This is a genomic window from Micromonospora sp. NPDC047670, assembly GCF_043204915.1.
In the GTDB taxonomy this organism is placed as follows: domain Bacteria; phylum Actinomycetota; class Actinomycetes; order Mycobacteriales; family Micromonosporaceae; genus Micromonospora.
The window spans coordinates 1-19,721 of the sequence record NZ_JBIDDA010000004.1; the positions used below are offsets into that span (position 1 = coordinate 1).

Genomic DNA, 19,721 nt, shown 5'->3' on the forward strand with positions numbered 1-19,721 from the left:
CCGACACCCGCACACCCAAACCCCCCAAACCCCCCCCCCACCCCCCCACACCCCCCCCCCACCCCCCCCCCCCCCCCCGCCCCAACCCCAACCCCCCCCCCCCCCCCCCCCCCCCCCCCCCGACAAGCCCCGCCGGCCGTCGCGCCGGCGGGGCTTGTCGCGCCGGACGGCTATTCGACGTCCTGGGGGTACCAGCGCAGTTCCACGGAGTTGCCGTCCGGGTCCCGCACGTAGAGGGAGGTGGCGCTGCCGCGCGCGCCGAACCGGCCCACCGGCCCCTCCAGGACCGTGAACACGCCCGAGTCGACGATCCGCTGCCAGTCCAGGGGCTCGACCACCAGGCAGAAGTGGTCCACGTTGGATTCGCCCCGGTCGCGGCGGACGAGGTCGATGATGGTCCCCGTGTTGATCCGTACCGAGGGGAACGGGACCTTTCCGGCCCGCCACTCGTCGACCCGCACCGGGGCCAGGCCCAGCACGTCGCAGTAGAAGTCCAACGCCCGCTCGACGTCGGAGACGTTCAACACCAGGTGGTCGAAACCCGTGACCCGCACCGCGCTCACTTCGCCTCCAGGTCGTGGGCCTGGCGCAGCCAGTCGGTGACGAGCGCCGAATTGATGACGGGGAGGAGCGTCCGGCCGATCTCCCGCGGTGGGGCGTCGAGGCCGGCCAGGTAGTCGGTGACTGTCGTCTTTTCCATGCCTTCACGATCGGCCGACCGGCCACGCCGACCAAGACCCGATCACACTACGATCGTTGATCCGGATTCAACGACGGGACGCAACGTGCTGGAACGCCACGAGCTTGAGACCTTCCTGACGCTCGCCGAGGAGCTGCACTTCGGCCGGACGGCCGAGCGCCTGCGGGTCACCACCGGGCGGATCAGCCACGTGATCAAGAAGCTGGAACGCCGGATCGGCGCCCCGCTGTTCGCCCGCACCAGCCGGGTCGTGCAGCTCACCCCGATCGGCCGGCAACTCGCCGACGACCTGGCGCCGCTGGTCGCCGGCATGGACGACGCGGTACGCCGGGCCGTCGAGGCGGGCCGCGGCGTCACCGGGCTGCTGCGGGTCGCCTTCCTCGGCGAGTGGACCGCGCCGACGCTACTCAAGGCCGTCGCCCTCTTCTCGCAACGCCACCCCGACTGCCAGGTCGAGGTGCACGAGGTCCAGCTCTTCAACTCCCGGCAGAGCCTGGTCGACGGCTCGATCGACATCCTGATGGCCGCGTACCCCTTCGACGGGATGGCCTGCGGGCCGGCGCTGCTGGAGGAGGACCGGGTGCTCGCGGTGGCCGCGGGGCACCCGTTGACCGGCAAGGAGTCCGTCACCCTGGAGGTGCTCGGCGACCATCCGGTGGTGCAGTACCCGGCGGTGACCTCGGCGGAGTTCAAGCGCGACCGCACGCCCGAGCGCACCCCGTCGGGGCGGCCGGTGCCGAAGGGACCGATCGGCAACACCTTCTCGGAGATGCTGACGCTGGTCGCGATGGGGCGGGGCGTGCTCCCGGTGGGCGAGCACACCAGGCGCTACTACCCGCGCCCCGACGTGGCCTACGTGCCGATCCGCGACGCGCCGCCGATCCGGCGCGGCCTGGTCTGGCGGGAGAGCAACACCACGGCCCGGGTCCTGGAGTTCGTCCGGGCCGCGACCGAAGCGAACGGACGCTGACCCGCCACGGGGTCGTCGTCGTGTGCGCCGGATGGCATGATCCGCCCCGATGAGGCACGGCGAGTTCCACCATCCGCGGCTGGTCCGGGTCTACGACGCCGAGTGCCCCTGGGCACGCGACGACGACTGGTTCCTCGCCCTGGTCGACGAGACGCCGGCCGTCCGGGTGCTCGACCTGGGCTGCGGCACCGGTCGGCTCGCCCTCGGCGTGGCCGCCGCGGGCCACACCGTCACCGGCGTCGACCCGGCCGGCCCGTCGCTGGCCGCCGCCCGCGCCAGACCGGGCGCGGACCGGGTGACCTGGATCGAGGGCACCTCCGCCGCGCTGCCGGGCCGATCGTTCGACGTGGCGGTGATGACCAGCCACGTCGCGCAGTTCTTCGTGGACGACGCCGAGTGGGCGCGTACCCTCGCCGACCTGGCCCGGGCGCTGGTGCCCGGCGGCCGGTTGGCGTTCGACTCGCGCGACCCGGCGGACCGACGGTGGGAACGCTGGAACCCGGTCGACTCGCGGCGCCTGATCACGCTGCCGGACGGTGACGTGGTGCGGGCGTGGACGGAGGTGACCGCCGTCGCGGGCGGCGTGGTCGGCTACACCCACCACTACCTGTTCGCCGACGGCGAGGAACTGCTCAGCTCGGCCACCCTGCGCTTCCGCACCGAGGAGGAGCTGCGGGTGTCGCTGCGCGCCGCCGGGTTCACGGTCGAGCGGGTGTCCGGCGGCTGGGGCGGGGAGCCGGTGGGCCGGGGCGACGGCGAGTTCCTCGTCGTCGCGCGCCGCACGTCGACTCCCGGCACAGATGATCTTGGGGTTGGCGCGGCCTGCCTACCGTGAGGGGCATGGCCAACGCGACGTACGACCGCAAGGAGCAGTTCCAGCAGATCCAGAGCGGTCTGCTCCAGGGAGAACAGATCATCGCCGTCTACGACGCCGTCGGCACGGGCACCGGCTTCATCGGCCTGACCGACCGGCGCGTGATCATCCAGGACCGCTCCTTCGTCGGCAAGCGGTACGCCATCACCAGCATCCCGTACTCGAAGATCACCAGCGTCAGCGTGGTCAGCAACAAGTCCTGGGGCGGCTCGTTCTTCTCCACCGGCGCGATCGCGATCCACGTCGGCACGCACACCTACGAGGTGGAGTTCCGCGGCGCCCAGAAGAGCCACCATGTGCACAACGTGATCCTGCACCACATCAGCTGAGCTGGTCGGCGCGCTCCAGCAGGGCGCGGCGCTCCGCCCCGGAGTGCGCGTCGGCGGCCCGCCGGAACAGTGCGGCGGCCCGGTCGCGGTCGCCCTGCCGGGCGGTCAGCTCGGCCTCGGCGGCGACGGCGAGGGGGTAGCCGTCCAGCGCCCCACCGGCCCGGGCGGCGGCGAGCAACACCAGCCCCGCCGCCGGCCCGTGCGCGTAGCCGTGCGCGACGGCGCGATTCAACTCGATCACCGGTGACCGCTGCGACCGGGCGAGCCGGTCGTACGCCTCGGCGATCGCGACCCAGTCGGTGGCCTCGACCGACGCGGCGGTGGCGTGGCACGCGGCGATCCGGGCCTGGAGGGCGTACGGGCCGTCCGGAGCGGCCCGCGCCAGCACGGCGAGCCCTTCGGCGATCGCGGCGTGGTCCCAACGCGATCGGTCCTGCCGGTCGAGGGTGAGCAGGTTGCCGTCACGGTCGCGGCGGGCCTCCCGCCGGGAGTGCTGGAGCAGGAAGAGGGCCAGCAGGCCGGCCGCCTCGGGCTGGGCCGGCATCAGCCGGTCGAGCAGCCGCGCCAGGCGGATCGCCTCGTCGGCGAAGGCAGGCTCGCCGTCGGCGTCGTAGCCCCGCGTGAAGAGCAGGTACAGCACGGCGAGGACGCCGGGGAGCCGCTCGGCGAGCATCGGGCCGGTCGGCACCCGGTAGGGGATGCCGGCGGTGGCGATCCTCGTCCTGGCCCGGGTCAACCGTCGCGTCATGGTCGACTCGGTGACCAGGAAGGCCCGCGCGATGTCCGCGGTCGGCACCCCGCAGACCGTACGCAGCGTCAGGGCGACCCGCGCCTCCAGGGACAGGGCGGGGTGGCAGCAGGTGAAGACGAGCCGCAGCCGGTCGTCCACGATCTCCCCCTCCCCCGCCGGTCCCGGCGCCGGGCCGGTCGGCGTGAGCGCGGCCAGCTCACGCAGCTTGCGCCGCTCCACCGAGGCGCGCCGCAGCACGTCGACCGCGCGGTTGCGGGCCACCGTCATCAGCCAGCCGCCCGGGTTGGCGGGCACCCCGTCCGCCGGCCACCGCGTCAGCGCGAGCGTCAACGCCTCCTGGGCGCAGTCCTCGGCCAGGGCCCAGTCGCCGGTCACCCGGATCAGCGCCGCGACGATCCCGGCGTACGACTCGCGGCTCGCGGCGGCGACGGCCGCCGCGAGCCGGTCGTCGACGCCGGCGTCAGCCATTCAGGTCGACGATCGGGCGGAGTTCGAGCCGCCCCTCGCGGGCCATCGGATGGGCGCGGGCCACCTCGATCGCCTCGTCCAGGTCGGCGCACTCCAGCAGGTCGAAGCCCACGATCACCTCCTTGGTCTCGGCGAACGGGCCGTCGGAGACCAGCAGCTCCCCGTTGCGGACGCGGACCGTGGTGGCCGCCGTCGTCGCCGCGAGGGCGTCGCCCGTCAGCCGCCGGCCGCGGGCGTCGTTCTCCGCGACCCACGCCTCGATGTCGGGCCAGTCGGTCTGGTCGGTGTCCGGCTCGCTGTCGGTGCAGACGAACATCAGGAACTTCATTTGCCGCGCTCCTCGGTGTCGGGTTCTCACCAGGGTGACGAACGGGCGGCCCGATTCCGGACACCCCGGCGACCGGCGATCTCAGAATCCCGCCGGGCGGCGGGTGCAGGGCCCGTCGTGGTCGGCCCGGAGCAGGCAGCGCCGGCCGTCGGGCAGCAGCGTGTCACAGAAGACCCGGTGCCGCAGGTGCTGCGCGTCCTCGGCGGACACCGTCGTCTCGCCGGGGTCGGTCTGGGCGAGCACGCTCGCCCACCGCGCCACGACCCGAGCCAGGCGTACGGCGGAGAGCAGATCCCTCGTGACCACCGGCAGGTGGATGACGAAGCGCTCCCGGGCAGCTCTCATCAGCAGTGACCTCCGACTGGCGGGTACATCGGGCGCATCGTGGCCTGCCTCTCTGCCGAAGGAACAAGAAGCGACTTCGGTCCGGTGACAGGGAGACTAGCGAAGTAGCTACCACCCATCAAGGCCATGTAGCTATATAGCCACAAGAGGTCGTGGCGACGAGGGCACAAGGCTTGGGGCATGACCATCGATCCGCGCTCGCACACGCCGGTCTACGTTCAGTTGGCCGACCTGCTGCGACAGCAGATCGAGTCGGGACAGCTGCCGGCGGGCTCCGTCCTGAGCAGCGAGGCGAGGCTCACCCAGGAGTACGGCATCGGGCGTGACGCTGTCCGCATGGCGATCGGGATCCTGCGGTCCGAGGGATTGGTCAGCACGAGCCGACGCGGTACTCGGGTCCGGGAGACCCCACGGCGCGAAACCGTCGAACTCGTGCCCGGCGGAACGGTGATCGCGCGGATGCCCACGGGCGCGGAGCGGCGGAGCATGCAGCTCGACGAGGGCGTGCCGGTGCTGGAGGTCCGCCATCCGGGAGGCACCACGGAGGTGCTGGCCGGCGACCAGATCGAACTGACCCGCCCCGCCAGTTGACCCCACCGCCGTCACGGGCGGCGCGTTCGCTGCTCCGGGAGCGGAACACCACGAACGCCAACGCACCTCTTTGATCACCACGAGCGTGTCGCGGGGCGGCTCGGACAGCGGCCGGCCGCGCTCGACGTGCTCGTTCTCCCACCGGAACGCCGACCAGTAGCGTGCCGGCGGCATGGTCACTCCTCACTGCTGGTTGAGCAGGAACGGCACGTCCGGGCAGCTCAGGCACACGAAGACGCGCAGCGCGCCGTGCCGGCCGACGACCACCCCGGTCGGCTCGTACGGGTCGTGGTCGGGCTCGCCGTCCGCCCGGGTCGGCTGCCACCGCCCGGTGCCCCGCTCGGAGGAGTCGATGACGAGGGCCAACGTGGTGGGGCCGGCACAACGGGGGCACGGTGTCGGGTGCGGGTCCGTGAGGCTCCAGTCGGCGTAGCCGCCGACCTTCCAGCCGGGCGCCATGAAGGTGTCGACGTAGTCCTCGTCGTCGTCGCCACCTTCCTCGTCCTGCTCGTCGACCAGCCTCCGCAGGCCCTCCGGCAGCTCCTCCGGGTACGGGTACTCGACGATCTGCTCCGGGTGCAGCCGGCACTGCCGGGGCACGTACCCGTCGGTGCCGACCTCGCCGCGCGGCGGCTCCGCGAGGAGGTCGGTCAGGTCCGCCTCGCGCCGCCAGCGCAGCTCCACCGTCGGCCCCCACGGGCCCGCGGAGTGCTCGAACGGGCACCACAACACCTGCAACAGGTCGGCCCCACCGGGCCGGGGCAGGTCGGGTACGTCCTGCGCGCGCAGTTGCGCCAGCGCCATCATCGGATTGGGCGTCAGATGCGGTCGCGGCACGTACCGGTAGCCGACGACCGGGCCGCCGCCGCGCGAGCCCCAGCCGACGAAACCCGGGCCGACCAGCGCGGCGATCTCCTGGTGCAGCTCGATCTCGCCCTCGGCCAGGATGTGCGACTGCCGGCGCCCGCGCTCCGCCGCCCGCATCCGGGCCACCAGCTCGACCGGGATCGGCACCTCCTCCTGCACCATGTACGGGGTGACGCAGGTGGGCCAGGGCTCGTCGGCCGGCCACAGCAGGGGCCCGCCGACGTGGCTGTCGGTGGCCGCGACCGCCCCGGGCCGCGGGTGCAGCCGGGTGGCCGTGCGGCCGAGCTTCTCCAGGCCGGGGTAGCGGGCGAGCACGTCGGGCGCCAACGGCGGAGTGATCATGACGGAGATGGTAGGGGCGGACCGGCCCCGCGTGCGGCTCGCGACCACCGCCGGTGGCGCCGACGCCGTACCGTCTGCCGCGAGGAGACGGTGCTGGTCGTCCTCGGCGTGCTGGTGGTGCTGGCCGTCGTGGTGTTCGTCGTCGTCGGCCGGCGGGACCGGCGGCGGCTGTCCTCGCCGGAGGACTCCGCCGCCGCGCGCGACGCGGCCGCCACGCAGGAGCGGTACGCGGCGGAACGCCACGGCGTCTAGGGGGAGGTGTGGGGGCGCGGCCAGACGGGCGGCGGGTGAGCCGTGCCGCCTCCGGTTCACCCGGCCGGGAGCCGGTGGCGGGGGCCGCCGGGGCGTTCGCCGGGAAGCGACCCGCTGCCCAGCCGCCGTCCCACCGCCGTCCAGCAGGCCCCCCAGAGCAGGAAGAACGGCGACCACAGCAACAGGTCCCACCGCGCCAGTTCACGGGCCAGCGCGGCGTGCTCGACCGGGGGCGGACGGACCCCGGTCAGCAGCAGCGCGTCGCCGACGAAGCCGAACCCCAGCACCCCGATCGACCGCGCGATCATGAAGACCCCCAACGTCCACGCGATCGCGAGCAGCAGGCGACGTGGGGGCGCCGCCCGCCAGGGTCGTAGCGTGGCCAGCGCGACCACGACGCCGACCACCGCGGCGGCAGCCAGCGCCCAGTGGCTCGCCACGAACATCGGATCCCGCGCGAGGAGCCGTTCCCGCAGTTCCGGCGGGAGCGGGTCCTTGTCGGCCAGCGCGTTGGCGCCCAGCGCCTGCGCGAGCTTCATCGAGCCGTAAACGGTGGCGCACACCGCCGCCCCGTACGCGCCCCACCGCGTGCGATCAGGCCGTGGCACGTCTCGTCGACCTCGCGTAGGACCGGATCATCTCCAGGAGCAGCCCGATCGCGACGAGCCCGACGACCCCGTGGTACCACTGCCAGCCCACACCGATGCCGATGAGGCCGTCCACCGCCATGATCGACGCGCCGGCTCCGCCGGCCAGCAGCATGCCGGCGAGCACCAGCAGCATGAGGGGCCTCGGCACCCGGCGCGCCGGCGTTGTGACCGTGGCGATGGCGAGACACGCGGCCAACAGCCCGGACGCGGCCGCCGACCACTGGGCCGTGGCCACAGCCATGACGTCGCGGGCGTAGCTCTCGTGCTCGGCGGCCGACACGACCGGGCCGCCCGGAAATCCGAGCCGGGACTGCGCCGCGAAGACGGCCTTTCCCATCGCGTACGCGAGGAACAGCACCGCCACCCCGTACGCCGGCCAGCGCCGGACGCGAACCTGATCACCCATGGAGGTGACCGTAGCCGCGGCGGGCCGGGGTCCCACTCCCGTGACCGAGGGATCCGGCTCCCCCGCGAGAGGGAGCGGCCGCAGGGACGGGCGACGTCGCGGGCACGGGGCCGGAGCGCGGGTGAGCATGGTCGGCGGTCGGGAGCGGGGACGCCGGTTCGCCTACCCGGCACTTAGGATCATGCCCCATGGGGTCGGGCCTTCTCGCCATCGGCGTGCTGCTCTGCGGCGGATTGAGTTGCCTGATCCTCTGCGCCGCCGTGGCGATCTGGGCCGTGAACTCGTCGAAGCGGAAGTGACGGGCGTCGGGCCGCACGGGCAGGGGCGACTCGGCGGCTCCCTGCGCCGACCCCGGTCCTATCGGTCTCGTGGCCGCAGACCGCGCAGCGCCGTGTCCACCACCTGGTCGGCGTACTCGGGCGTCAGTGGGCCGGTGCGCTGGAGCCACCGGTTGAGGACCGGTCCGAACAGCATGTCGACGGCCACGTCGAGTTCGACGTCCTCGGCCAGTTGCCCCGCGCGCTGGGCGGCGCGCAGGCGTTCCTTCTTGAGCTCCCGCATGGGCCCGTCCAACCGCTCCGCATAGTCGGCGGCCAGCGCGGGATCGTGGACGATCTCGGTGTGCAGGGCACGCATGGGCTGGTCGTAGCGCGGCTCGTTCAACTCCGCGACGGTGGCCCGCAGGACCAGCTTCAGGTCTGCCGCGAGGTCGCCGGTGTCGGGTAGGGCGGCGCTCTGGCCGTCCTGCCCGTCTGTGGCGAGCGCGAGGATGGCGTCGAACAGCAGCGCGCCCTTCGACGGCCACCAGCGGTAGATGGTCTGCTTGCCGACGCCGGCGGCGGCGGCGATGCCCTCGATGCTGAGCTTCGCGTAGCCCAGCTCGCCGACGAGGTCGAGGGCGGCGGCGAGGATGGCCCGCCGCGCCGTCTCGCTGCGGCGGCTGGAGTCGGGGGTGACCTTCTGCTTCGGCACGGGCCCAAATTTAGCAAAGAGACGAGACGGTCCGTCTTGACAACCGGGTCGGGTCGGGTATGGTCACTCACGTAAACAAGACGAGACGGTCCGTCTCGCTTTATGGAGGGAACTTCTCATGGAAGCCTCAGGCACCGCCGCATCCCGGGTCTGGTTCATCACCGGAGCGAGTCGTGGCCTCGGCCGTGCCTTCGCCGAGGCCGCGCTCGCCGCCGGTGACAGGGTGGTCGGCGCCGCCCGTGACGTCACGCCGCTCGACGGCCTCGCCGCCCGACACCCCGGCCGCCTGCTGGCGTTGGGCCTCGACGTCACGGACCGGGCGGCGGTCTTCGACGTCGTCGCCCGGGCGGTCCGACACTTCGGCCGGCTCGACGTCGTCGTGAACAACGCCGGGGCACTCTTCATGGGCATGGTGGAGGAGTTCACCGAGGCCGAGGCCCGCGCTCAACTGGACCTCAACTTCTTCGGCGCGCTCTGGGTCAGCCAGGCCGTCCTGCCGCACCTGCGGGCCCAGAGCGGCGGGCGCCTCTTGCAGATCTCCAGCATCGGCGCCCTCGGTGGTTTCCCCAGCACCGGGCTCTACAGCGCGAGCAAGTTCGCCCTGGAGGGCATGAGCGAGGCGCTGGCCGCCGAGGCCGCCCGGTTCGGGGTGAAGGTCACCATCGTCCAGCCGGGTGGCTACTGGACGGACCTCTACACCAGCAGCAGGACGGCCACCCCGAACCCCGCCTACGACCCGCTGCGCGAGGAACTGGCCAGGCAGTGGGCGGAGGGGTCGGTCGACAGCGAGCCGCGCCTCGCCGCCGAGGCCGTGATGAAACTGGTCGCCAGCGACGACCCGCCGCTGCGGCTCCTGCTGGGCAGCATGGTCTACGACGTCGCCTTCGACATCTCGAAGCGGCGCATGGAGACCTGGGCGGCCTGGGAAGAGGTGAGCCGCGCCGCCGAGAAGGCGGTGCCGGCCCCCGGGGCGAAGTGACCTGAACGGGAACCCTGGTCCTCCTCGCGGTCGCGAGGAGGACCAGGGCCGGCCGGTCGGTGCGGCAGCACCCGGGGCCGGCACGGGAACGAGATGTCACACCCGTGGGGCAGGCTGGTCGCCAGCGGCCGGTGCGGCACCGGTCCCGCGAGCTTGGGGGAAGACATGGCGGTCACCGCCGACGATCTCGACGCGACGATGTCCAGCCTCGTCGCCAGCCTGCGGCCGGCGACCGGGTTGGACTGGTCCGCGCCGGCCGACGGTCTCGAGTGGGACTGCTGGCACACCGCCGAGCACATCGGCGACTGCCTGCTGTCGTTCGCGGGCCAGCTCGTGGCCCGGCCGGAGGGGCGCTTCGTGTGCTTCATGGCCTCCGCCGACAAGGACGCTCCCGCCCAGCAGATGCTGGAGTTCGCCGAGGCGGGTGGCCGCATCCTGGCGGCCACCGTCCGCGCGTCCGGGCCGGACGTTCGGGCCTACCACCCCAGCGGTCGGGCGGATCCGGAGGGCTTCGCCGCCATGGGGTGCGCGGAGGCGTTGCTGCACGGCGACGACATCGCCCGGGGCCTGGGCCTCGCCCTCGATCCTCCGCGCGAGGTGTGCGCGCGGGTCCTCGCCCGGCTGTTTCCGGAGGCGGCGCGGGATCTGACCGACGTCGACCCGTGGGCCGCGCTGCGCTGGGCCACCGGCCGGATCGAGCTGCCGGGGCGCCCGCGGCTCGACCAGTGGCACTGGCGCGGCGCCCCGCTCGGCGAAGAGGCCCGCGAGCCGCGCCGCGGGTCGGAAGCATGAGGGAGCCGGCCCGCGGCATGACGACCACCGACGACGCCGAATTCCGATACGCCTTCGAGGCGCGCTGCGCCAGGGTCCTCCAGGAGATCGGGGAGACCATCGAGTTCGAAGTCCACCGGGCGCAGATGGACGAGATCATCCACGCGCTCGACGTCGCCGAGGAGGTGTTCGAGGAACTCGCAGAGGACTACGACCTGCCGCTCAGCCACCGCATCCAGGAATACTTCTTCCGCCACGGCGCTGTCGAGGCGGCCTGGCGGTCCCGGCGGCCTGGCACGGCACTCGTCGGTGATTTCAAGCTTCGCCACATCATGAGCGCGGTCGGCAACCTGCGCATGACGCGGTTCTGGAAGGGCGAGGACGACGCGGAGCGCTCCCTGTTCAAGGATCTGCGAATCTTCGACGACACGCCCCGGACCGGGTCCGGCCGTATGGCCCTGCTGCGCGCGACCCCGGGAACCGCCGACCCCGAGATCTGGTTCTTCGACATGCGCCAGGGCGTCGTCCCCATGGAGCTGGACTACCCGGCCTACCTGGAGACCCTGCTCGTCACCAAGGGCGTCATCGGCTGGCAGTACCTGTACTGCCAGCCGGAGGACTGCGGCATGGGGTTCATCCCGCTCGTGGACGGGCTGCAGGAGATGCTCGACGTCTTCCCGCGCCTCTTCCCCGACCACGACTACGCGGACCTGCGCGCCCGCCTGGAGGCACGCCGTTGACCCGTACGCCGCCGTCCCCGGGGCCCGATCCGCTGTCTGAGTAGTCGATCCCGCCACCCGGCGCCCCCGGGTGGCGGGCACATCCCGCCGCCCTGCGGAGACCGGCCGGCTTTAGACGTTGAAGCGGAACTCCACGACGTCGCCGTCCTGCATCACGTACTCCTTGCCCTCGATCCGGACCTTGCCGGCCGCCTTGGCCGCAGCCATCGAGCCGGCAGCGACCAGGTCGTCGTAGGAGACCACCTCGGCCTTGATGAAGCCGCGCTGGAAGTCGGAGTGGATCACACCCGCGGCCTCCGGCGCGGTCGCCCCGACCGGGATGGTCCAGGCCCGCGCCTCCTTGGGGCCCGCGGTGAGGTACGTCTGGAGCCCGAGCGTGCGGAAGCCGACCCGGACGAGCTGGTCCAGCCCCGGCTCGGGCTGCCCGATCGACTCCAGCAGCTCGCGGGCCTCCTCCTCGGGCAGGTCCACCAGCTCGGACTCGATCTTGGCGTCCATGAAGACGGCCTCGGCGGGGGCGACCAGGGCGCGCAGTTCGTCGAGGAACTCGGCGTTGCCCAGCTCGGCCTCGTCGACGTTGAACACGTAGAGGAAGGGCTTCGTGGTGAGCAGGTGCAGCTCGCGCAGGTGCTCCAGCTCGATGCCCGCGTCCTTGGCGCCCGCGTAGAGGGTGACGCCGGTGTCGAGCAGCTCGACGGCCTGCTTGGCGGCGGTCACCGCGGCGGCCCGGTCCTTGCGGAGCTTGGCCTCCTTCTCCAGCCGCGGCACCGCCTTTTCCAGCGTCTGGAGGTCGGCGAGGATCAGCTCGGTGTTGATCGTCTCGATGTCGTCGGCCGGGGAGACCTTGCCGTCGACGTGCACCACGTTCGGGTCGGAGAAGGCCCGGACGACCTGGCAGATCGCCGAGGCGTCGCGGATGTTCGCCAGGAACGCGTTGCCCCGGCCCTGCCCCTTCGAGGCGCCGCGCACCAGGCCGGCGATGTCGACGAACGACACCGGGGCGGGCAGCACCTTCTGCGAGCTGAAGATCTCGGCGAGCTTGTGCAGCCGCTCGTCCGGCAGCCCGACGACGCCGACGTTGGGCTCGATGGTGGCGAACGGGTAGTTCGCCGCGAGCACGTCGTTCTTGGTCAGCGCGTTGAACAGGGTGCTCTTGCCGACGTTGGGCAGGCCGACGATGCCGATGGTGAGACTCACGACGAGCCAGCTTACGCCGGTGCCCCCCACCCACGGGCAGGCAGGCTCCGACTGCCCCGCCGGTGGCGCTCAGCCGAGCAGGCGCGGCCCGATCGGGGTCTCCCGCACGTTGCCGTCCGGGCCGCGGCTGACCTCGTACGCGCCGACGCCCGGGCGGTCCGCGACCGCCTCGACCAGCCGCTCGCCCCGGTAGAGCAGGCCGGTGCCGTCGTCGGTGCAGTGCGCCGTCGGCAGCGTGCCGTCGCCGACCAGCCGGTGCATCAGCGGCCGGCGCTGCTCCTCGCTGTCGTAGTGCACGCCGTTGCCGTAGGGCAGCCAGCCCAGCCCGTCGGTGAAGCCGCGCAGGGTGGTGCCGAAGCTGTCGGTGGCGCCGCCGGCGTGCCAGCAGATCGACCCGGCGGAGACCCCGCCGAGCACGACGCCGGCCTCCCAGCACTCCCGCAGGATCTCGCCGAGGCCGTGCACCCGCCACACCGCGCAGAGGTTCGCGACGCTGCCGCCGCCCACCCAGACGACGTCCTGGGCGAGCAGGTGGGCGCGGATGTCGTCGACGTTGGGCATCGGGAAGAGCGCCAGGTGCGTCATCCGGAACCGGCTGCCGGCGAACGCCTCGTAGACCCGGGCCAGCGTGGTCGGCTGGTCCCCCTCGGCCTGGTTGAGGAAGCAGATCCTCGGCTCCGCTCCGGCGCCGGCCAACTCCGCGGCGAGGTCGAACACCGGGTTGACCCGCCGGGCCTCGCCCTCGCGGCGCGGGGCGTAGAGGCCCATGCTGGTGGCGAGGATGGTCGGTTCGCTGGCGGGCACGGTCGTCCTTCCGTCGGGGTCTGCGCCGCCCCATCCTGCCCGGCAGGCGCCGCCGGTCAGTCGCGGGGGCCGGGCTGGCGCGGGACGACCGGCTCGATCCGCAGGGCGCCGGGGGCCAACTCCCCGGCGGCGGCGAGCGGCAGCGTGAAGCGGGCCTCGGCGGCCGGGCCGGCCGCGTACGACTCGCGAAGCATCCAGCGCACCTCGTCGGCCGTCCAGCCCAGCCCGGGGCGGCCGGCGATCTCCCGGACCAGGCGCAGCGCCACCCGGGTGTCGTCGTCGTAGAAGCGCATGCACCAGTGGTGCACCCACATGCCCAGCGCCCGGACCCCGTCGGCGTCCAGCGAGCGCACCAGCCGGCCGCAGGCGGTGTCGCCGAACGCCCGCCCCGGGTCGCCGGCCCGGTCCCGCTCGATCGCGCCGACGGCGGCCGGGGCGACCGCGCGCATCCGGTCGTAGAAGCCCTGCACCACCACGGCGTCCAGCGGGGGGTGCCCGTCCCGTGTCGACGCCGCTTCCCGACCCGCCACGCTCGCCATTGCCGCACCCCTTCTTGAGTTGGTGGCCGGACGGTACCGACCACAACCGACAGTTTCGGCGCCCGACGTCCCGTTCCCGCCCGTACGACCGCGTCCGATTTCCGCGAGCCGGGGGCGCCGAGCAGGGGCATCATCGGTGGCGTGGAGTTGGACTTCGAACGGTGCTACCGGGCCGTCGACAGCCGCGACCAGCGGTTCGACGGGTGGTTCTACACCGGTGTGACCTCAACCGGGATCTACTGCCGGCCGTCGTGCCCGGCGACGACGCCGAAGCGGCAGAACGTCCGGTTCTTCCCCTCGGCCGCGGCGGCCCAGGGCGCTGGGCTGCGCGCCTGCCGGCGGTGCCGGCCGGACGCCGCCCCGGGCTCCCCCCAGTGGGACGTCCGGGCCGACGTGGTCGGCCGGGCGATGCGGCTGATCGCCGACGGGGTGGTCGACCGGGACGGCATCCCGGGGCTGGCCGCCCGGCTCGGCTACACCGAACGGCACCTGCACCGGATGCTGCGGGCGGAGATGGGCGCCGGCCCCCTCGCCCTGGCCCGGGCGCAACGCGCGCAGACCGCCCGCACCCTGATCGAGACCACCGACCTGGGCATGGCGGAGATCGCGTTCGCCGCCGGGTTCGGCAGCGTCCGGCAGTTCAACGACACGGTCCGCGAGGTCTACGGGACGGCCCCGTCCGAACTGCGTGCCGCCCGGCGCGGCCGGTTCCCCGCGCCGGGCGGGGCGGGGACGATCACGCTGCGGCTCGCGTACCGCCCGCCGCTGCACGCGGGGGCGCTGCTGGACTTCCTCGCGCTGCGCGCGCTGCCGGGCGTCGAGGAGGTGCGCGACGGGACGTACCGCCGGGGCCTGCGGCTGCCGCACGGCGCGGGCGAGGTGACCCTGACTCCGGCGGACGGGCACGTGACGGCGACCCTGCGGCTGACCGACATGCGCGACCTGGCTCCCGCGGTGGCCCGCTGCCGCCGCCTGTTCGACCTCGACGCCGACCCGACCGCCGTCGACGGCACCCTCGCCGCCGACCCGGCCCTGGCCGGGGCGGTCGCCGCCGAGCCGGGGATCCGCCTGCCCCGCTCGGTCGACGGCTTCGAGATGGCCCTGCGTGCGATCGTCGGCCAGCAGGTCTCCGTCCGCTCGGCCCGCACCACCCTCACCCGTCTGCTGAACCACCTCCGCCCGCCCACCACCGACGTCCCCGACGAGCCGGGGCCGTGGCTGACCGGCTTCCCTACCGCCGAGGAGGTGCTGGGCGTGCCGGACGAGGTGTTCGGGATGCCGGCGGGGCGGCGGGAGACGATCCGCGCCCTCGCCGGGGCCGTCGCCGACGGGTCGGTGGACCTGGCGCCCGGCGGGGACCGGGAGGAGACCGTCCGGCGGCTGCTGGCGCTGCCCGGCATCGGGCCGTGGACGGCGGGCTACGTCGCGATGCGCGCCCTCGGCGACCCGGACGTCCTCCTCCCCACCGACCTGGCCGTACGCCGGGGCGCCGCCGCCCTCGGCCTGCCCGACGACCCCAAGACCCTCGGCGCGTACGCCGACCGCTGGCGCCCCTGGCGCTCGTACGCGGTGATCCGACTTTGGAGAGCAGCATGAGCATGAACGACAGCACCGTCATCGACACCCCGGCCGGACCGCTCAGCATCGTGGCCGGCCCGGACGGGGCGGTCCGCGCGGCGGGCTTCACCGACGACCCCGAGCACCTGCTCCCGCTGGTGCACCCGACGCTGCGGGCTCCGCTGCGGCACCGGGCCGACCTGGGCCCGATCACCGCCGCCGTGGCGGCCTACTTCGACGGCGAGCTGACCGCGATCGACGCCGTGCCGGTGCAGCAGCACACCGGCGGAGTCTTCATGGCGCACGCCTGGCAGGTGCTGCGCGAGGTGAAGCCGGGCGATCCGGTGACCTACACGGCCTACGCCGGGCTGGCCGGCCGTCCCGCGGCCGTACGCGCCGCCGCGGCGGCCTGCGCCCGCAACGCGGCCGCGCTCTTCGTCCCCTGCCACCGGGTGCTGCGCACCGACGGGACGCTCGGCGGCTACCGCTGGGGGCTGGAGGTGAAGAAGTGGCTTCTCGGACACGAGCGGCCGTGACGGGAAGCTGACAGCGGCGTCGCTCCCGTTTGACGCTACCGTCGGGTAGTGCCTGCGGAGAGCGACGGCAACCCCGCTCCCGGGGTCGAGGCCGGCCCGCATCCGCTGCACAACCTCTGGCGGCTGCGACACTACCTGCGCCCCCACGCGGCCGAGTTCGGCTGGCTGCTGCTGGCCGGGCTCGCCGCGACCGGGGCGGGCATCGCCGTACCGCTGGTCACGCAGCGGGTGGTGGACGGCCCGGTCGCCCGGCAGGACCCGGCCGGGCTGCTCCGGCTTGCCGGGTTGGCGCTGCTGCTCGGCCTGGTCGAGGCGCTGCTGATCTTCATCCGGCGCTGGGTGCAGTCGTCGTCCTCGATGCGGATCGAGGCGGCGATCCGCGCCGACGTCTACGCCCACCTGCAACGGCTGCCGGCCGGATTCCACGACCGGTGGCAGTCCGGGCAGCTCCTGTCCCGGATCACCAGCGACCTGTCGGTGCTGCGCCGGTTCCTCTCGTTCGGCCTCTTCTTCCTGGTGCTCAACCTGGTGACCTACCTGGCCGTGGTGGTGCTGCTGATCCGGCTGCACCCCGCGCTGGGGCTGTTGGTGGCGGCGAGCGCGGTGCCGCTGTTCCTGATCACCCGGCGCTTCGCCCGGCAGTACCACGCCGCCTCCCGCCGGATGCAGGACCAGCAGGGCGACGTGGCCACGCTGGTCGAGGAGACCGCCCATGGGCTGCGCACCATGAAGGCGTACGGGCGGGGGCCGGAGCTGGCCGCCCGGTTCGCCGTCGACGCCCGGGCGCTGCACGACACCGGGGTCGGCAAGGGCCGGCTGCTGGCCCGCACCTCCGCCCTGCTCGACCTGGTGCCGAACCTGACCCTGGGCGTGGTGCTGGTGGCCGGCGCGGCGGCCGCCGCCGGTGACGTGCTGACCATCGGCGAGCTGGTCGCGTTCGTCAGCCTCCAGCTGATGCTGATCTGGCCGGTGCAGTCGCTGGGCTGGATCATCGCCAACGGCCAGGAGGCGGCGACCGCCGCCGACCGGGTTCTGGAGGTGCTGGACACCCCGCCCGCCATCGTGGACGCCCCGGGCGCGGTCGCCCTGCGTCGCGCCGAGGTGCGCGGCCGGCTCCGCTTCGAGCGGGTCTCGTTCCGCTACCCGGGGACCACGGCGCCGGTGCTGCGCGACGTCGACCTGACCGTCGAGCCGGGCGAGACCGTGGCGCTGGTCGGCGCGACCGGCAGCGGCAAGAGCACCCTGCTCTCCCTGGTGCCCCGGCTGCAGGAGGTGACCGGCGGCCGGATCACCCTGGACGGGCACGACCTGCGTGACCTGCGGCTGTCCTCGCTGCGCCGGCTGGTCGGGGTCGCCTTCGAGGAGCCGACGCTGTTCTCCATGTCCGTGTGGGAGAACCTCACCCTGGGCCGCCCGGAGGCCGGGGAGGACGAGGTCCGGGCCGCCCTCGCGCTCGCCCAGGCGGACTTCGCGTACGAGCTGCCGTGGGGGCTGGCCACCCGGGTGGGCGAGCAAGGGCTGTCGCTCTCCGGCGGGCAACGCCAGCGGCTGGCCCTGGCCCGGGCGGTGCTCGGCCGGCCCGCGCTGCTCGCGCTGGACGACCCGCTCTCCGCGCTCGACGTGCACACCGAGGCGCTGGTGGAGGCCGCGTTGAAGCGGGTGCTGCGCAACGCCACCGCCCTGCTGGTGGTGCACCGGCCCTCCACGATCGCCCTCGCCGACCGGGTGGCGCTGCTGCAGGGGGGTCGGATCACCGCCGTCGGGCGGCACTCCGAACTGCTCGCCGACGTGCCGGCGTACCGCGCGGTGCTCTCCGCCGAGGCGGCACCCGCGCCGCCCGACGGCCGCGGCCTGGTGCGGTCGTGACCGGCGGGGCCGCCCACCCGGGCGGGGCGGACCTCACCCGGTGGCGCGGCGTCGCCACCGACCCCGACGCCGACCGCAGCCTCGCCGAGGACACCGCGCCCGAGGCGGTGGCCCGGCTCCGGGTCCGCAGCCGGGCGCTGCTGCGCGACCTGCTGCGCCCGCACCGGCGCCGGCTCGGGCTGGCCGTCGCGCTGCTGCTCGGCCAGAACGCCGCCGCGATGGCCGGGCCGTACCTGGTGATGCTCGGCATCGACCGCGCGATCGCGCCGCTGCGGGCCGGCGAGCCCGGCCCGCTGCTGGCCGTCGCCGCCGCGTTCGCCGCCGCCACCGTCGTGGAGTACGCGGCCCGCCGGGGCTTCCTCACCCTCTCCGCGCGGATCGGCCAGGCCGTCCTGCTCGACCTCCGCCAGCGGGTGTACGGGCACTTCCTGCGCCTGTCCGTGGCGTTCCACGAGCGGTACACCTCCGGCCGGATGGTCTCCCGGCTCACCAGCGACCTGGACGCGATCGGGGAACTGGTCGGCGGCGGCATCGACGGCCTGGTGCTGGCGGTGCTGTCGATCCTGTCGGTGGCCGGCATCCTGCTCTGGCTGGACCTGCCGCTGGCCGCGGTGACCCTGCTCGCGTTTCCGTTCCTGTTCTGGCTGTCCCGCTGGTTCGCGCGGGCGTCGGCCGACGCGTGGCGGCGCACCCGGGAGGCGATGGCCCTGGTCATCGTCCACTTCGTGGAGTCGATGCGGGGCATCCGGGCGGTGCAGGCGTTCCGCCGGGAGTCGCGCAACCAGCGGATCTTCGCGACGGTCAACGACGACTACCGGGTGGCGAGCCGGCAGGCGTTCCGGCTGATGGCGACGTACTCGCCGGGGATCAAGGTGATCGGCAACGTGACCGTGGCGGTGGTGCTCTGCTACGGCGGCGCTCGCGTGCTGGGCGGGGCGACCGAGGTCGGCGTGCTGGCGGCGTTCCTGCTCTACCTGCGGCGGTTCTTCGAGCCGATGCAGGAGCTGAGCCAGTTCTACAACTCGTTGCAGTCCGCCACCGCCGCACTGGAGAAGCTGGCCGGGGTGCTCGACGAGCGGCCGTCGGTGGCCGAGCCGGCCCGGCCCGTGCCGCTGCCCGGCGGGCCGGGGCGGGGGGCGGTCGACTTCCGCGCGGTCACCTTCGGCTACCGGCCGGACGCGCCGATCCTGGCCGGGCTCGACCTCGCCGTCCCGGCCGGGCAGACCGTGGCGCTGATCGGGCCCACCGGCGCCGGCAAGTCGACCGTCGCGAAGCTGCTCGCCCGGTTCCACGACCCGCTCGCCGGCGCGGTCAGCCTCGACGGGGTCGACCTGCGCGACGTCGCCGACGCGGAGCTGCGCCGCGCGGTCGTGCTGGTGACCCAGGAGACCCATCTCTTCGGCGGCACCGTCGCGGAGAACATCCGGTTCGGCCGGCCGGGCGCCGACGACGCCGCCGTGGAGGCCGCCGCGCGGGCGATCGGCGCGCACGACTTCATCGCGGCCCTCCCCGACGGGTACGCCACCGAGGTGCACCGGCGCGGCGGCCGGCTCTCCGCCGGCCAGCGGCAGCTCGTCGCGTTCGCCCGGGCGTTCCTGGCCGACCCGACGGTGCTGATCCTGGACGAGGCGACCTCCTCGCTGGACGTGCCGACCGAGCGGCTGGTGCAGCGCGCGCTGGGCACCGTCCTGCGGGACCGCACCGCCCTGGTGATCGCGCACCGGCTCTCCACCGTGGAGACGGCCGACCGGGTGCTGGTGCTCGACGGCGGCCGGATCGTCGAGGACGGCCCGCCCGACCGGCTCGCCGCCGCCGGCGGCCGGTACGCCGCCCTGCACCGGCAGTGGCGCGATTCCCTGGTGTGAGTCCGGCGGCGTGGACGGACCG

Annotated in this window: 24 protein-coding genes and 1 pseudogene; 12 read left to right on the forward strand and 13 right to left on the reverse strand. The window is 73.8% G+C overall.

The window, feature by feature from the left end:
* Positions 1-170 precede the first annotated feature (170 nt).
* Both ACGF7U_RS11055 and ACGF7U_RS11060 read right to left on the reverse strand, forming a co-directional pair.
* Entirely contained in the window at positions 171-563 is a 393-nt protein-coding gene (locus ACGF7U_RS11055; protein WP_393105315.1) for a VOC family protein, read from the reverse strand.
* Positions 560-700, reverse strand: a complete 141-nt coding sequence (locus tag ACGF7U_RS11060) for a hypothetical protein (protein WP_393105317.1) — start codon at positions 698-700, stop codon at positions 560-562. The genes ACGF7U_RS11055 and ACGF7U_RS11060 overlap by 4 nt, the downstream gene beginning before the upstream one ends.
* Positions 701-785: 85 nt before the next feature.
* Between ACGF7U_RS11060 and ACGF7U_RS11065 the strand changes: the two genes are divergently transcribed.
* The 3 genes from ACGF7U_RS11065 to ACGF7U_RS11075 are packed head-to-tail and all read left to right on the forward strand — an operon-like array spanning position 786 to position 2,873.
* Positions 786-1,670 (forward strand): LysR family transcriptional regulator, encoded by an 885-nt coding sequence (locus ACGF7U_RS11065; RefSeq protein ID WP_393105318.1) that lies wholly within the window; start codon positions 786-788, stop codon positions 1,668-1,670.
* 49 nt (positions 1,671-1,719) lie between these two features.
* A complete protein-coding gene (locus ACGF7U_RS11070; protein ID WP_393105320.1) occupies positions 1,720-2,505 on the forward strand; it encodes a class I SAM-dependent methyltransferase in 786 nt (261 codons plus the stop codon).
* 5 nt (positions 2,506-2,510) lie between these two features.
* On the forward strand, positions 2,511-2,873 hold the full coding sequence (locus ACGF7U_RS11075) for a PH domain-containing protein (protein WP_091103067.1): 363 nt from the start codon (positions 2,511-2,513) through the stop codon (positions 2,871-2,873).
* Here ACGF7U_RS11075 and ACGF7U_RS11080 read toward each other — a convergent pair.
* The 3 genes from ACGF7U_RS11080 to ACGF7U_RS11090 form a co-directional block, all read right to left on the reverse strand.
* On the reverse strand, positions 2,866-4,092 hold the full coding sequence (locus ACGF7U_RS11080) for an RNA polymerase sigma factor (RefSeq protein WP_393105322.1): 1,227 nt from the start codon (positions 4,090-4,092) through the stop codon (positions 2,866-2,868). The genes ACGF7U_RS11075 and ACGF7U_RS11080 overlap by 8 nt on opposite strands.
* Positions 4,085-4,420, reverse strand: coding sequence for a YciI family protein (locus ACGF7U_RS11085; RefSeq protein ID WP_393105324.1), 336 nt, complete (start codon positions 4,418-4,420; stop codon positions 4,085-4,087). The genes ACGF7U_RS11080 and ACGF7U_RS11085 overlap by 8 nt, the downstream gene beginning before the upstream one ends.
* Before the next feature lie 81 nt (positions 4,421-4,501).
* Positions 4,502-4,765, reverse strand: a complete 264-nt coding sequence (locus ACGF7U_RS11090; RefSeq protein WP_393105326.1) for a hypothetical protein — start codon at positions 4,763-4,765, stop codon at positions 4,502-4,504.
* A 180-nt stretch (positions 4,766-4,945) separates the two neighbouring features.
* Here ACGF7U_RS11090 and ACGF7U_RS11095 point away from each other — a divergent pair, with 180 nt between their 5' ends.
* Positions 4,946-5,356 carry a GntR family transcriptional regulator gene (locus ACGF7U_RS11095; protein ID WP_393105328.1) on the forward strand — a complete coding sequence of 137 codons (411 nt, stop codon included), beginning with the start codon at positions 4,946-4,948 and terminating at the stop codon, positions 5,354-5,356.
* 60 nt (positions 5,357-5,416) lie between these two features.
* On the opposite strand, the pseudogene ACGF7U_RS11100 reads toward ACGF7U_RS11095, so the two are convergent.
* Positions 5,417-5,515 (reverse strand): annotated as a pseudogene (locus ACGF7U_RS11100) (pyridoxamine 5'-phosphate oxidase family protein); the annotation flags it as partial.
* Positions 5,516-5,539: 24 nt separating this feature from the next.
* The gene (locus tag ACGF7U_RS11105) at positions 5,540-6,565 is read right to left on the reverse strand and encodes a hypothetical protein (RefSeq protein WP_393105330.1); all 1,026 of its coding nucleotides are present in this window, start codon (positions 6,563-6,565) and stop codon (positions 5,540-5,542) included.
* A 90-nt stretch (positions 6,566-6,655) separates the two neighbouring features.
* Between ACGF7U_RS11105 and ACGF7U_RS11110 the strand changes: the two genes are divergently transcribed.
* On the forward strand, positions 6,656-6,817 hold the full coding sequence (locus ACGF7U_RS11110) for a hypothetical protein (RefSeq protein ID WP_393105332.1): 162 nt from the start codon (positions 6,656-6,658) through the stop codon (positions 6,815-6,817).
* Between the two features lie 56 nt (positions 6,818-6,873).
* Here the strand turns inward: ACGF7U_RS11110 and ACGF7U_RS11115 are convergent, their stop codons facing one another.
* The 3 genes from ACGF7U_RS11115 to ACGF7U_RS11125 all read right to left on the reverse strand — a co-directional run bounded on the left by ACGF7U_RS11115 (position 6,874) and on the right by ACGF7U_RS11125 (position 8,845).
* Positions 6,874-7,380: a DUF3995 domain-containing protein gene (locus ACGF7U_RS11115; RefSeq protein WP_393105334.1), complete on the reverse strand. Its 507-nt coding sequence runs from the start codon at positions 7,378-7,380 to the stop codon at positions 6,874-6,876.
* 31 nt (positions 7,381-7,411) lie between these two features.
* Complete coding sequence (locus ACGF7U_RS11120) at positions 7,412-7,873, reverse strand: hypothetical protein (protein WP_393105336.1); 462 nt, start codon at positions 7,871-7,873, stop codon at positions 7,412-7,414.
* A gap of 357 nt (positions 7,874-8,230) precedes the next feature.
* Positions 8,231-8,845, reverse strand: a complete 615-nt coding sequence (locus tag ACGF7U_RS11125) for a TetR/AcrR family transcriptional regulator (RefSeq protein WP_393105338.1) — start codon at positions 8,843-8,845, stop codon at positions 8,231-8,233.
* Positions 8,846-8,963: 118 nt separating this feature from the next.
* On the opposite strand from ACGF7U_RS11125, the gene ACGF7U_RS11130 reads away from it, so the two are divergent.
* The 3 genes from ACGF7U_RS11130 to ACGF7U_RS11140 all read left to right on the forward strand — a co-directional run bounded on the left by ACGF7U_RS11130 (position 8,964) and on the right by ACGF7U_RS11140 (position 11,335).
* On the forward strand, positions 8,964-9,824 hold the full coding sequence (locus ACGF7U_RS11130; RefSeq protein ID WP_393105340.1) for an SDR family oxidoreductase: 861 nt from the start codon (positions 8,964-8,966) through the stop codon (positions 9,822-9,824).
* 165 nt (positions 9,825-9,989) lie between these two features.
* Positions 9,990-10,616, forward strand: coding sequence for a hypothetical protein (locus tag ACGF7U_RS11135; protein WP_393105342.1), 627 nt, complete (start codon positions 9,990-9,992; stop codon positions 10,614-10,616).
* 17 nt (positions 10,617-10,633) lie between these two features.
* A complete protein-coding gene (locus tag ACGF7U_RS11140; protein WP_393105344.1) occupies positions 10,634-11,335 on the forward strand; it encodes a hypothetical protein in 702 nt (233 codons plus the stop codon).
* 111 nt (positions 11,336-11,446) lie between these two features.
* Here ACGF7U_RS11140 and ychF read toward each other — a convergent pair whose 3' ends face one another.
* From ychF to ACGF7U_RS11155, 3 genes are all read right to left on the reverse strand, one after another.
* Entirely contained in the window at positions 11,447-12,532 is a 1,086-nt protein-coding gene (gene ychF, locus ACGF7U_RS11145) for a redox-regulated ATPase YchF (RefSeq protein ID WP_393105346.1), read from the reverse strand.
* A gap of 69 nt (positions 12,533-12,601) precedes the next feature.
* Positions 12,602-13,336, reverse strand: coding sequence for a Type 1 glutamine amidotransferase-like domain-containing protein (locus ACGF7U_RS11150; RefSeq protein ID WP_393105348.1), 735 nt, complete (start codon positions 13,334-13,336; stop codon positions 12,602-12,604).
* Positions 13,337-13,392: 56 nt separating this feature from the next.
* On the reverse strand, positions 13,393-13,875 hold the full coding sequence (locus tag ACGF7U_RS11155) for a hypothetical protein (RefSeq protein ID WP_393105350.1): 483 nt from the start codon (positions 13,873-13,875) through the stop codon (positions 13,393-13,395).
* Positions 13,876-14,016: 141 nt separating this feature from the next.
* Here ACGF7U_RS11155 and ACGF7U_RS11160 point away from each other — a divergent pair, with 141 nt between their 5' ends.
* Genes ACGF7U_RS11160 through ACGF7U_RS11175 form a run of 4 tightly spaced genes read left to right on the forward strand, consistent with a single transcriptional unit; the run spans position 14,017 to position 19,699 of the window.
* A complete protein-coding gene (locus ACGF7U_RS11160) occupies positions 14,017-15,471 on the forward strand; it encodes an AlkA N-terminal domain-containing protein (protein WP_393105352.1) in 1,455 nt (484 codons plus the stop codon).
* Positions 15,468-15,968, forward strand: a complete 501-nt coding sequence (locus ACGF7U_RS11165) for a methylated-DNA--[protein]-cysteine S-methyltransferase (RefSeq protein ID WP_393105354.1) — start codon at positions 15,468-15,470, stop codon at positions 15,966-15,968. The genes ACGF7U_RS11160 and ACGF7U_RS11165 overlap by 4 nt, the downstream gene beginning before the upstream one ends.
* Positions 15,969-16,016: 48 nt before the next feature.
* Positions 16,017-17,834, forward strand: coding sequence for an ABC transporter ATP-binding protein (locus ACGF7U_RS11170; RefSeq protein ID WP_393105356.1), 1,818 nt, complete (start codon positions 16,017-16,019; stop codon positions 17,832-17,834).
* Entirely contained in the window at positions 17,831-19,699 is a 1,869-nt protein-coding gene (locus ACGF7U_RS11175) for an ABC transporter ATP-binding protein (protein WP_393105358.1), read from the forward strand. Before ACGF7U_RS11170 ends, ACGF7U_RS11175 begins: the two co-directional genes overlap by 4 nt.
* The last annotated feature ends 22 nt before the right edge of the window (positions 19,700-19,721 follow it).

Excerpts from the sequence above, each read along its gene's own strand:
- ACGF7U_RS11130 (WP_393105340.1), top strand. The coding sequence starts at position 8,964 with ATGGAAGCCTCAGGCACCGCCGCATCCCGGGTCTGGTTCATCACCGGA.
- ACGF7U_RS11135 (WP_393105342.1), top strand. The coding sequence starts at position 9,990 with ATGGCGGTCACCGCCGACGATCTCGACGCGACGATGTCCAGCCTCGTC.
- ACGF7U_RS11090 (WP_393105326.1), bottom strand. The coding sequence starts at position 4,765 with ATGAGAGCTGCCCGGGAGCGCTTCGTCATCCACCTGCCGGTGGTCACG.
- ACGF7U_RS11155 (WP_393105350.1), bottom strand. The coding sequence starts at position 13,875 with ATGGCGAGCGTGGCGGGTCGGGAAGCGGCGTCGACACGGGACGGGCAC.
- ACGF7U_RS11070 (WP_393105320.1), top strand. The coding sequence starts at position 1,720 with ATGAGGCACGGCGAGTTCCACCATCCGCGGCTGGTCCGGGTCTACGAC.
- ACGF7U_RS11140 (WP_393105344.1), top strand. The coding sequence starts at position 10,634 with ATGACGACCACCGACGACGCCGAATTCCGATACGCCTTCGAGGCGCGC.
- ACGF7U_RS11075 (WP_091103067.1), top strand. The coding sequence starts at position 2,511 with ATGGCCAACGCGACGTACGACCGCAAGGAGCAGTTCCAGCAGATCCAG.
- ACGF7U_RS11085 (WP_393105324.1), bottom strand. The coding sequence starts at position 4,420 with ATGAAGTTCCTGATGTTCGTCTGCACCGACAGCGAGCCGGACACCGAC.
- ACGF7U_RS11165 (WP_393105354.1), top strand. The coding sequence starts at position 15,468 with ATGAGCATGAACGACAGCACCGTCATCGACACCCCGGCCGGACCGCTC.
- ACGF7U_RS11060 (WP_393105317.1), bottom strand. The coding sequence starts at position 700 with ATGGAAAAGACGACAGTCACCGACTACCTGGCCGGCCTCGACGCCCCA.
- ACGF7U_RS11095 (WP_393105328.1), top strand. The coding sequence starts at position 4,946 with ATGACCATCGATCCGCGCTCGCACACGCCGGTCTACGTTCAGTTGGCC.
- ACGF7U_RS11120 (WP_393105336.1), bottom strand. The coding sequence starts at position 7,873 with ATGGGTGATCAGGTTCGCGTCCGGCGCTGGCCGGCGTACGGGGTGGCG.
- ACGF7U_RS11080 (WP_393105322.1), bottom strand. The coding sequence starts at position 4,092 with ATGGCTGACGCCGGCGTCGACGACCGGCTCGCGGCGGCCGTCGCCGCC.
- ACGF7U_RS11105 (WP_393105330.1), bottom strand. The coding sequence starts at position 6,565 with ATGATCACTCCGCCGTTGGCGCCCGACGTGCTCGCCCGCTACCCCGGC.